The organism is Lactobacillus sp. 23-2 (genome assembly GCF_044902225.1).
GTDB classification, from domain to species: domain Bacteria; phylum Bacillota; class Bacilli; order Lactobacillales; family Lactobacillaceae; genus Lactobacillus; species Lactobacillus absianus.
In genome coordinates, this window is sequence record NZ_JAOQBX010000042.1 from 1 (window position 1) to 10,640 (window position 10,640).

13 protein-coding genes are annotated in these 10,640 nt (G+C 51.9%); 5 read left to right on the forward strand and 8 right to left on the reverse strand.

The window, feature by feature from the left end:
* Positions 1–274 precede the first annotated feature (274 nt).
* Positions 275–1,309: a zinc-dependent alcohol dehydrogenase family protein gene (locus OCH80_RS09745; protein ID WP_404540510.1), complete on the forward strand. Its 1,035-nt coding sequence runs from the start codon at positions 275–277 to the stop codon at positions 1,307–1,309.
* A 30-nt stretch (positions 1,310–1,339) separates the two neighbouring features.
* Positions 1,340–1,660: a carboxymuconolactone decarboxylase family protein gene (locus OCH80_RS09750; protein ID WP_404540512.1), complete on the forward strand. Its 321-nt coding sequence runs from the start codon at positions 1,340–1,342 to the stop codon at positions 1,658–1,660.
* Positions 1,661–1,723: 63 nt separating this feature from the next.
* On the opposite strand, the gene OCH80_RS09755 is transcribed toward OCH80_RS09750, so the two are convergent.
* The 3 genes from OCH80_RS09755 to OCH80_RS09765 all read right to left on the reverse strand — a co-directional run bounded on the left by OCH80_RS09755 (position 1,724) and on the right by OCH80_RS09765 (position 3,764).
* Complete coding sequence (locus tag OCH80_RS09755) at positions 1,724–2,383, reverse strand: PdaC/SigV domain-containing protein (protein WP_404540514.1); 660 nt, start codon at positions 2,381–2,383, stop codon at positions 1,724–1,726.
* Between the two features lie 147 nt (positions 2,384–2,530).
* Positions 2,531–3,313 carry a M23 family metallopeptidase gene (locus OCH80_RS09760; RefSeq protein WP_404540517.1) on the reverse strand — a complete coding sequence of 261 codons (783 nt, stop codon included), beginning with the start codon at positions 3,311–3,313 and terminating at the stop codon, positions 2,531–2,533.
* 10 nt (positions 3,314–3,323) lie between these two features.
* Positions 3,324–3,764: an 8-oxo-dGTP diphosphatase gene (locus OCH80_RS09765; protein ID WP_404540519.1), complete on the reverse strand. Its 441-nt coding sequence runs from the start codon at positions 3,762–3,764 to the stop codon at positions 3,324–3,326.
* A 113-nt stretch (positions 3,765–3,877) separates the two neighbouring features.
* Here OCH80_RS09765 and OCH80_RS09770 point away from each other — a divergent pair, with 113 nt between their 5' ends.
* From OCH80_RS09770 to pepT, 3 genes are read left to right on the forward strand one after another with little or no spacing between them, the layout of a single operon-like run.
* Complete coding sequence (locus tag OCH80_RS09770) at positions 3,878–4,579, forward strand: tRNA (adenine(22)-N(1))-methyltransferase (RefSeq protein ID WP_404540522.1); 702 nt, start codon at positions 3,878–3,880, stop codon at positions 4,577–4,579.
* Entirely contained in the window at positions 4,572–5,372 is an 801-nt protein-coding gene (locus OCH80_RS09775; RefSeq protein WP_404540525.1) for a Nif3-like dinuclear metal center hexameric protein, read from the forward strand. Before OCH80_RS09770 ends, OCH80_RS09775 begins: the two co-directional genes overlap by 8 nt.
* Before the next feature lie 41 nt (positions 5,373–5,413).
* A complete protein-coding gene (gene pepT, locus OCH80_RS09780) occupies positions 5,414–6,658 on the forward strand; it encodes a peptidase T (protein ID WP_404540528.1) in 1,245 nt (414 codons plus the stop codon).
* A 365-nt stretch (positions 6,659–7,023) separates the two neighbouring features.
* On the opposite strand, the gene OCH80_RS09785 is transcribed toward pepT, so the two are convergent.
* The 5 genes from OCH80_RS09785 to OCH80_RS09805 form a co-directional block, all read right to left on the reverse strand.
* The gene (locus tag OCH80_RS09785) at positions 7,024–7,209 is read right to left on the reverse strand and encodes an LBP_cg2779 family protein (RefSeq protein ID WP_206989796.1); all 186 of its coding nucleotides are present in this window, start codon (positions 7,207–7,209) and stop codon (positions 7,024–7,026) included.
* 67 nt (positions 7,210–7,276) lie between these two features.
* Entirely contained in the window at positions 7,277–7,846 is a 570-nt protein-coding gene (gene lepB, locus OCH80_RS09790) for a signal peptidase I (RefSeq protein WP_404540531.1), read from the reverse strand.
* Positions 7,847–7,912: 66 nt separating this feature from the next.
* Complete coding sequence (locus OCH80_RS09795) at positions 7,913–8,725, reverse strand: site-specific integrase (protein ID WP_404540533.1); 813 nt, start codon at positions 8,723–8,725, stop codon at positions 7,913–7,915.
* A 210-nt stretch (positions 8,726–8,935) separates the two neighbouring features.
* Positions 8,936–9,952, reverse strand: a complete 1,017-nt coding sequence (gene asnA, locus OCH80_RS09800; protein ID WP_404540536.1) for an aspartate--ammonia ligase — start codon at positions 9,950–9,952, stop codon at positions 8,936–8,938.
* Between the two features lie 416 nt (positions 9,953–10,368).
* A partial coding sequence (locus OCH80_RS09805) for a zinc ribbon domain-containing protein (protein ID WP_404540539.1) occupies positions 10,369–10,640 on the reverse strand: 272 nt, incomplete at its 5' end.

Below are 10,640 nucleotides of genomic sequence, written 5' to 3' on the forward strand. Positions count from 1 at the left end.
GATAAAATCCCTAATCAAAGATAGCGTAAAGCGGTTTCAAAAATTAAGCAAAAAACACTCATCAAACTTAGATGAGTGTCCTAAAGCGTTCCCCATTCAAAGTCAACGCCTTAACTTAATGACATTGCGCTCATGGGATGCGGTTTTGCGATCTAAGGGGCTATAGATTTCACGTATACCAATATACAAGCTAAGTATTTGCCAAAATTATAGCTAAAGGCAACAATAATTATTAAAGAACGTTAGCGAATTTTTACACAGAAAGCGAGAAAAAATGAAAGCAGCATATTTCGTTAAAAAAGGCCTGGTTGAAGCCCGAGAAGTTGAAGATGCAACTCTTGAACAAGACACCGACGCGGTAATTCGCGTAATTAGAGCCTGCGTCTGCGGGTCAGACCTGTGGTGGTTCAGAGGCATTTCTGATCGGCCTGAAGGCACGGTTGGTCATGAAGCCATCGGAATCGTAGAAGCAGTCGGCGACAAAGTTGACAATGTCAAGGTCGGCGATTTCGTTATCGCTCCGTTCACCCACGGCTGCATGAAGTGTAAGATCTGCAAGGCTGGTTTTGACGGCAACTGTCCAAACGTGGAAGTTGGCGGCAACAAGGGTTACCAATCTGAAAAGCTGCGTTTTAAGAATGCCAGCGCCTTGGTAAAAATCCCTGGCCAGCCAAGCGACTACACTGAAGAACAATTGAATGACCTGTTGACTTTGTCAGACGTTATGGCAACTGGCTACCATGCTGCGGCTAGCGCGGAAGTTAAGCCAGGGGATGCAGTAGCTGTTATCGGTGACGGCGCGGTTGGTTTGTGCGGGGTTATTGCGGCTAAGCTGCGCGGTGCTGAAAAGATCATTCTGCTTAGCCACCACGAAGACCGGGCAGCCTTGGGCAAGGAATTCGGTGCAACTGACATCGTCAGTGAACGTGGTGAAGACGCGGTAAAGAAGGTTTTGGAACTGACTGACGGCTACGGCGCTGATGCTGTTTTGGAATGCGTTGGGGCAAGCAGCTCTATTGATCAAGCTGGTCAGATTGCCCGTGCTGGCGCGGTTGTCGGCCGGGTAGGGGTTCCGCAAAAGGAACCTGAAACCAACAAGTTTTTCTGGAAGAATGTCGGCTGGCGCGGCGGGATCGCTAACGTCACTACTTACGACCAAGAGGTCTTGCTGGACGCTGTTTTGAAGGGTGAAATCCACCCAGGCAAGGTCTTCACTAAGAGTTTTGACCTTGATCATGTGCAAGACGCATATGAAGCGATGGATCAACGGCAAGCAATTAAGTCATTGCTAGTCGTGGCAGACAAGTAATTTTTTAAAAAAGGACATTGGGTGATAAAAATGGCAGAAAAACAAACTGCAGGCCGCGATCACTTGGGCAAGTTGGCACCGAAGTTCGCGGAGCTAAACGATGACGTTTTATTCGGGGAAGTTTGGGCAAGAGAAGACAAATTGTCGGCTAGAGACCGGAGCATGATTACCATTGCGGCGCTGTTTTCCGCAGGCTTGTACCCGCAATTGAAGGCCCACTTGGAGCTGGGCAAAAAGCATGGGATCACCAAGGAAGAAGCAGTGGAGATTGTTACTCAGCTGGCTTTCTACTGCGGCTGGCCTAAGGCGTGGAGCACTTTCCCTTTGATTGAAGAAGTCTACGGGGATTAAAGCAGAATATACAAAAAGATCGTCAGACCACATGGGTGGAATGACGATCTTTATTATTACAGTTTACTTGTAGCGGGCAGGCAGGGTGAAGTACTTGTCCATGTTATAGCCATAGACTTGCGGGTACACGTACACTTTGCCCTTCTTCAAGACAAAATTCATTTTCTTTAAGTTGGTTGACTTGAAGTAGACATTACCAGAACCAAGCTTTTTAGCCCCTTTGACAAGCTTCTTCTTAATACTTGCTTGGCTGCCTTGCGCAACATCATATACATTCAATTTCTTACCACTTTTAAGAGAGTAGGTCCAACTGCCAATGTTGTCTTCTGCAACGCCACCGGCCCACCATTTCATCTCACTCTTAAATGAGACGACATTACTCTTGTTGTAAGTGATCTTGGCAGTAGTGGCATCGTAATAGCTCAAGTTCTTAAAGCCGTTATTGGCTCCATCTTTTGCATAGTTAAACAATCGCTTCGCGTTCTTTTTCTCAGCAGCAAGGCTCTTTTTTATGTCCTTGTTGATCTTCTTGATAGCGGCAGAATTGCCCTTCAGTTGCGGCAACTGGTAGGAAAAAGTCGCTTTCATCCCGTGCTTGTATTTCTTAACAGTCCGGTACTGCTTGATCGTGTACTTAGCTGAGCTGGCCTCCGCCTTAGGAGCAGCCACCAGACCAACAGTCACGGCCGCGACAAGCGCGCCAGCCATCACAATTTTCTTCATAAGCTTGTTCCTCACATGATTGAAACAAATATTACTCAGCCACATTGTACTACTAAAACCGATTTAAAAAATCTAACTTACGAAAAAACGTCAGACCTCACATGGCAATACAAACAAAAAAGTGAAGCTCGTTTCGAGCTTCACTTTTTACTTATTCTTTGCCGCCTTTGAGGCCAGCTTGGCGTTGTGAGCCTTGGCGCTTTGGTTGTACTGGTTGACTTCCTGGTTGTGCTGCTTGGTTTCTTCCTGCAGCTTCAGGCTCTTGGTGATCAGGTCCATTGGGTTCAGCCAAGTGCCGTTGTCCTTCCAGTAGTTCTTGAACGGCAGCTTTTCCTTCTTGGTGATATAGTCCTTGTCGGTCTTGGTCACGCCCAGGTGCAGGTGGCTGCCGGACATGTAGCCGATCTTCTGGCCAACCTTCAGCTTCTGTCCCTTTTTCACGACGATGTCGCTTGGGTTTAAAAAGCCTTCCTGGTAGATTTCCACGTAGCCATCGTCAGAGACGACCCAGACAAAGTACTCTAGGCCGCTGCAGTAGCCGATCTTCTTGACCGTACCGGAGTGAACGGCCAAAACCGGGGCTCTGCGGCCAACCTCTGACCAGCCGAAGTCCCAGCCGTCATGGAAGTAGGACTTGCTTGGGTAGACCCGGCGGATGACGTCAGTCTTCCCGTACTTCTGCCCAGACTTGTACTTGATTTTCTTCGTGTAGCACTTGCTAAAAGGGTAGCCCCAGATCTGGGAGTCAGTCAGGGTCGTGGTCTTCTTTAAGGCCATTGGCTTGGACTGGGCATTCTTGCTGGTCTGCTGGCCAAAATAGCCGTGCTGCTTGGCATAGATGGCGGTCCCCGCGCCGAGGACCAGAATAATCAAGATCAGCCAAAGGGCGGCTTTTTGGACGGTTTGCTTTTTGTTCTTTTTTTCTTGCATACTTCTCTTATTAATACATGTAATCCTTATGGTCTAGCAACAGGTGTTCATCAAGGTCTGGATCCAAAAACAGCTTCAGATCCTGGTCAAAGTTCCTGGCCAAGTGGTACTGGCCCAGGTCCTCCAGCTTGATCCAGGCCAAGGGGCCTTCCCTTGAAGCCTTGACTTCACCCGTGAATTCATCCGCCCGGTAGAAGAAGACGATGTAGCGCTGGTCTTTTTGGTCAAAAAACTGCTTGACCCCAACCAGCTTGGGATGCTTGATGTCCAGGCCAGTCTCTTCTTTGACTTCCCGCACGACTGAATGATAAAAAGACTCATGTGCCTCAACGTGGCCGCCGGGAAAGGCCAGACCCGGCCAGTGCTTGGACTGGCGGTCAATCGTCAGGACCTTTCCGTGGTCAACGATCATGCACATGTTGGTCAAGGTGGTTTTCTCGCTTCTATCCATTTACTCCTCCTTGATTGTCAAACAGACATATTATAGCACAAAGTGCTGTCAGGAAGATTAGCAGGAGGGGACGGCTTATGATAAAATCTTAGTTGTTGTAAAGGAGGCAGTCCATGAATTTAAGACTGAACAAACTCGCGGAAATGGTGGATCCCGGCAGCCGCCTGGCTGACATCGGCACGGATCACGCCTATCTGCCAATCAAGCTGGTCCAGGAAGGGAAAGTGGCTTTTGCCATTGCCAGCGACGTGGCCGCCGGTCCCCTGCAAAATGCTAAGACGGACATCGCTGAGGCGGGCCTGGGCCAGCAAATCGAAACCCGCCTGGGCAGCGGCCTGGAGACCCTGAAGGATGAAGACCGGATCGACACGGTCGTCATCGCCGGCATGGGCGGCAAGCTCATGGTCAGCCTGCTGGAAGAGGCCGCGGGCCGGGGCAAGTACTATCCAACCTTGATCCTGGAGCCCAACATCGGGGAAAGCCGGGTCCGCCAGTGGCTGGAAGAGCACGACTACCAGATCGTGGCTGAAGACTTGGTAGCTGAAGCCGGCCACACTTATGAACTGATCAAGGCCAAGCAGACTGGGGAAAAGCATCCCCTGACCGCCAAGGAAAAGGACTTTGGCCCCCTCTTGCTTAAGCAGAAGGGAGCGGTCTTTTTGGCCAAGTGGACCAGACAATTGGCTTACTACCAGCAGCTCCTGGCCAACTTGAACAAGGCCAAGCAGAAGGACGCGGACCGGATCGCGGATCTGGAGCGCCTGATCAAGGATATCAGCGAAGAAATCAAGGATGAAGGCGAAGAAAATGACTAAGGTTAAAGAAATCGTCAGCCGCTTGCAGGAAGACTTCCCGGAAGACATCGCCAGCAAGGGCGACCCGGTTGGCCTGCAGATCGGCAGCCTGGACAGCGAGGTCCACAAGGTGATGACCACCCTGGACGTGCGGCCCAACGTGGTTGATGAAGCCATCGAGAAGGGGGTCGACCTGATCGTCAGCCACCACCCGCTGATGTTCCGGCCAGCCCGGAACCTGGACTTCAGCGACCCGCAAAATGCCATGTACGCCAAGGTGATCGCCAGCGGCATCACCGTCTACTCCATCCACACCAATTCCGACAAGGCCAAGGATGGGTCAAGCGACTGGCAGGCGGAGGAACTGGGCCTGGAAAGCGTCCAGCCCTTCGCGCTTGATGAAGACGGGATCGCCATCGGCCGCAAGGGGGAATTGCCAAGAACCATGACGGCCCTGGAATTTGCCCGCTACGTCAAGAATAAAATGGGCGTTGACATGGTCCGCCTGATCGCGGCGGAAGAAGACATGCCGGTCAAGAACGTGGCTTTTGTCTGCGGGGACGGGAACAAGTTCTGGAAGCAGGCCTTGCGCGACCATTGCGACGCCTACATTACCGGGGACGTCTACTACCACACCGGCCACGACATGATTTCCAGCGGCCTGGTGGTCGTTGACCCGGGCCACTACACCGAGAAGCTCTTCAAATACAAGCTGGGCGAGCGGCTGGAAAAGTGGGCCAAGGAAGCTGGCTGGCAGACCAGCGTCGTGGTCAGCGAGGTCTCAACCGACCCCTTCAACAATATCGTCGGCTAGTCGGGTGACTGGCCTTTTGCAAATGCATGTTAGGAGAAAAAATGGAATATCCAAGCTTATTGCCAAGATTTTTGAAATACGTCAAGATCAACTCCCGCTCAGATGAGCACGCTGACCGCTTCCCATCAACCCAGCGGGAAGTCGACTACCAGATGGTCATCATGAAGGAGCTGGAAGAACTGGGCCTCAGCGACGTCCACTACAATGAGAAGGCGGGCACGGTCATTGCCGAAATCCCGTCCAACGTTGACTGGGACGTGCCAGTGATGGGCTTTTTGGCTCACTGCGACACGGCAGACTTCAATTCGGAGAACGTCAAGCCGCAGATCACCGAGAACTACGACGGGGAAAGCAAGATCCAGCTGGGCGACTCTGAATTCTATCTTGACCCGGCCGTCTTCCCGAACCTGAAGAAGTACAAGGGGCAGACCATCATCTCCGCTTCCGGCGACACCCTGCTGGGCGGGGACGACAAGTGCGGGGATGCCGAACTGGTAACTTTTGCCGAATACCTGCTGCAGCACCCGGAAATCAAGCACGGGACCATCCGTCTGGGCTTTACGCCAGACGAAGAAATCGGCACTGGGGCCCAGCACTTTGACGTGGCTGACTTTGGCGCCAAGTTTGCCTACACGGTTGACGGGGAAGGGCCAGGGAAACTGGACTGGGGGACCTTCTCAGCCGCCCAGTTTGAACTGGACATCCAAGGGGTCAACGTGCACCCAGCTGTCGCCAAGGGGCAGATGATCAACGCCATCCAGGTCGGCATCGACTTCCAAAACGCCCTGCCGCAAGACCAGGTGCCGGAAAAGACTGACGGCCGCGACGGCTTCTTCCACCTGATGGACTTCTCAGGCACGGTTGACAACGCCCACCTGGCCTACATCATCCGCGACTTTGAGCGCGACGGGCTGGAAAGCCGCAAGGACCTGGTCAAGCAGATCGTGGCCGACCTCAACAAGAAGTACGGCGGCGACCGGATCAAGCTCAAGATGTGGGACCAGTACTACAACATGGCTGATGAACTGGCCAAGCACATGGAGATCATCGACCTGGCCCGCGATGCCTACAGAGCCTGCGGGATGACTGAGATCAATGAAGATCCAGTCAGAGGGGGCACGGACGGCTCCCAATTGACCTACATGGGCCTGCCTTGCCCGAACCTGTTTGCCGGAGAGGAAAACATGCACGGCCGCTTTGAATACACGGTTCTGGAATCAATGTGGAAGGCCGTTGACGTCTTGATCAAGATGAGCGAGCTCAACGCTGAACGGGCTAAAAAGTAATCCACAGGCCAGCGGGCAAAATAAGCGAAAACTAAGCAAAATAGCGCTTCTCTTAGCTGAGAAGCGCTATTTTTGTGAATAAGTCAGGGCAGATCAAGGACAAACCGCCTTGTGAAACAAAATTGCAATTTAAGGGCTTACAGGCTGGCAAAAGAAATCCCTTAATATCAAGCTTTAGGGGGCTTCAGTTTAAGCAATACGGATTTTACAAAAATGGTCGCTGTTAAGAAATAATCCGGCAAAAGCCATGTCCTGCAAAGTTTGACGGCAAATTATAGAAAGTAAAAAATGGAAAATGACAAGCGTGAAACACAGACCGCTCGCCAAGCAAAAAGGCCAGCAGCTGCCGCTGCTGGCCTGATTAGCTAAATTTGTGATTGGATGTAGTCAAGCATCTGGTTGACTTCGTCGTCGGTGAAGTTGCCGTGACCGGCCTTCATCGCGTGCACCTTTTCTACCGAAAGGTGGCTGGAAAAAGCTAAGGCAGTGTCACTGACTGAGTGCTTGCTTTGAAATTCAATGATTGCATCTGAAAGTTCTTCTGGTTTCATGATCTTCACTCCTTAATAAATATATTTTACCATTTTTCTCATAAAAGATTCAGGGCAAATCGGCTTTCTAATAAAAAGAAGTGCTGATCTTGTTGAACGGGAAGTAGCGCAGTACGACCTTGCTCAAAACGTAGCTCCGCTTGACGGGGCCGAAGGATCTTGAGTCCTTGGATACGTCCCGGTGGTCACCCATGACCCAGTACTGGCCCTTTGGCACCTTGATCTTGAAGTTGGTGGTGTAGTTGACGCCCGCCGCCTTGTCGGCTTTATAATATTTGTTATTTAAATATGGCTCGGCGATTTTCTTGCCATTGACGTAGAGCACGTCGTTCTTGGACTGAACCGTGTCGCCCGGCAGGCCGATGACCCGCTTGATGTACATGGCCTTGGCTTCATCCGGCGCCTTGATGATGACGATGTCGTTGCGCTTTGGCGTGAACTTGCGCACCGCGATCAGGCGGTCGCCGTCTTCAAAGGTGGGCTGCATGGATGGGCCGGACACGACTTCATTGGCCAGGAAGAACGAGAAGATTACGTAGTAGATGGCCACGAAAATGGTGAACATGACGAGGACGTCCCGGAAGAAGGAGCCCCAGCTTTCTTCTTCAGCGGCCTGTTTCTTTTTGCTTTTTGTCATTGAAACTCTCCTTTTCTTGCTACCTTAACATTATATCTTAAATCAGAAGCTTGGCGAAAGATTATGTCAGCTTTCAAGCAGGTCTTTGGAATAGGGGATCAGGTGGCAGTAGGAGGCATTGTACTGGTAGTAGGCCAGGCGCTTGAGGTCGCAGTCAAGAATGCCCAGGAGCTCACCGTCCGTGTACCTGCCGCTGGCGATCACGGAATAGACGTAGGAGAGGCGAAGGTTGGTCAGGGTCATGGGCCAGTCTTTAATAAGCAGCTTGTCCCCCTTGGCCAGCTGCATGACGTTGTTGGTGCTGGCGTAAGGCTCGCCCCCTCTGGCTGCGAAGAGGTAGGGGTCGGGATTCTCCGTGAAGTCAAGCTGGCTGTGGATGTAGTCTTTGACCGTCTGGTCCTTGATCCGGTCCTTAACCTGGCTCCAGTGGACCTTGAGCAGGTCCCGGCTCTTGTAGCCCAGGGCCGTCAGGGTCAAGAGGTAGATGGTGAATTCGTGGCTGACGACGGGGATGAAGTCGGCGATGTGGTCCATCCAGTTGATCACGTAGGTCTTGCGCCGCTCAAAAGAGATGCCCTTGAGCTCGAGCAGGGGATAGTTGTCAATGATGCCGGTCGTGTTCAAGAAGTAGAAGTATTTTTTCAAATAGCTGATGTACTTGTTGATGGTGGTGACGGAGAGGTGCTCTTTGGCATCCAGCTGGTCGAGGTAGTCGCGGACCTCGGTGACGGTCAGGGAAGCGACCCCGTCTTGGGCAAAGTTGCGGCGGGCATAGTTGAAAAAGTTGGTCAGGACGTGGTTGGCGTTGAAGATCGACTTGGGCGACAGCTGCTGGGAATAGCGGCACCATCTGGCAAATTCGGCTTGGTAGGGATACATGTTGGCTCCTTTCTAATCCTGTTGGTTACTACAATGATTATAAACCGAAAGGGCGGCTGGGGACAGTCCTATCCTCAGCCGCCAAATAAAGCCTATCCGTTACTACAATTCAAATCATACAAAAAAGGCACGGCTTCGCCGTGCCAAATAAAAAACTAAGTTAACAGCCCAGGGTCCAGCATGCCAAGAATTTGCGCTGTTTTCGCCAGCTTACAGCAACTGGATCTTGGCGGCCTCGCACTTCTCAACGATGTCGCGCGGCCAGATGCTGGCTTGGACTTCGCCGATGTGGGCCTTGCCCAAGAGCAGCATGCACAGGCGTGACTGGCCGATCCCGCCGCCGATTGAGTAAGGCAAGTCGCCGGCTAGGAGGGCTTTATGGAATGGCAGCTCCAGCCGGTCTTCGGCCCCAGCCAGCTTCAGCTGCTCCTTGAGCCGGTCTTCGTCAACCCGGATCCCCATGCTGGAAACTTCAAAGGCCCGCTGCAGCGGCTCGTACCAGAAGAGGATGTCCCCGTTCAAGGTCCAGTCGTCGTAGTCAGGGGCGCGCAGGTCGTGGGGCTTGGCGGACAAAGGCAGGTCGCCGCCAATGTGCTCAAGGAAGACGGCCCCGTATTCCTGGCAGATCTTGTTTTCCCGCTCGCTTGGCGTCAATTCAGGCCAGCGGGCTTCCAGCTCCTCACTGGTGAAGAAGTAGATCTCTTCTGGCAAATGGTAGGCGGCTTGCGGGTAGAGGGCGCGGACGTGGTATTCCATCCCCTTGATGGTTTCAAAAATCCGCCGGACCGTCTGGTGCAGGGTGGCTTCCGTCCGGTCTTCCTTGTTGATCACCTTTTCCCAGTCCCATTGGTCCACGTAGACTGAGTGCAGGTTGTCCAGGACTTCTTCGTCCTTCCGGATGGCGTTCATGTTGGTAAACAGGCCTTCGCCGACCCCAAAGCCGTAGCGCTTCAAGGCCCAGCGCTTCCACTTGGCCAGGGAGTGGACGATCTGCATCTCGCTGCCGTCCCCGTCGTGCAGGGTGAAGGAGACTGGCTGCTCCCAGCCGGACAGGTTGTCGTTTAAGCCGGATGACTTTTCAACGAACATCGGGGCGGAAATCCGTTCCAGGTTCATTGCCGTCCCGAATTCGCTCTGGAAGGTCTCGCGGATGTAGCGGATCGCCTTTTCCGTTTCTCTGATTGACATCTTTGGATCGTAATCCTTAGGAATAACTAACTTGGCCATAAATCTCACCTTTTCTGAAAAAAATGGGGACAAAAAGAGCCTTTCATCTCCTATACTTCATAGGGACGAAAGGCTTCTTTCCGCGGTACCACCCAGCTTGTTCAATCTGAACCACTTTTCGAGCAGCTGTAAAAAATGTGTGCAGATGTGTATTTTAGTTTGGACTAATGGAATCACAGAGGTCTAATGCTATTGACCCTACACACCAGCTTTGACGCTTTACTCGCAAACATTTTTCTTATTGCCGTCATCACTGGTATTCCAATATCTCAACTAGGAGGTAATCGCATTGACCAGCGCAAGCACCTTAATGCCACTCTTGCAACTTCTTGGAAAGACTCTCGCCAATCCTCGGGTACAGCCAACCCGCATGGCTATGGCTGAAGCCGCAGCCTTAACTCCTTTTCAATTAAAATTCATAGCGCACAATTCAATTCTGGATGATCAACCAGCGCTAAAAGGCTAAGCATTGCATTCTTGTCCCGATCTACAACCTTGTTGTAGTTCGGGCATTTTTTGTTGTAGCAGACGTACTCATTGTGCTTTGTGCCGTGCTTCTTGTTTCCGTAAAGGGTGATCTTTTCATCGCCCTTTTTAACATTGCCACACGCCGCACAGCGCTGAGTAGACGGGTACAGCTTGTTTGCCAAAATAAGCTCCTTGCCGTACCAATCGCACTTGTAGGTCA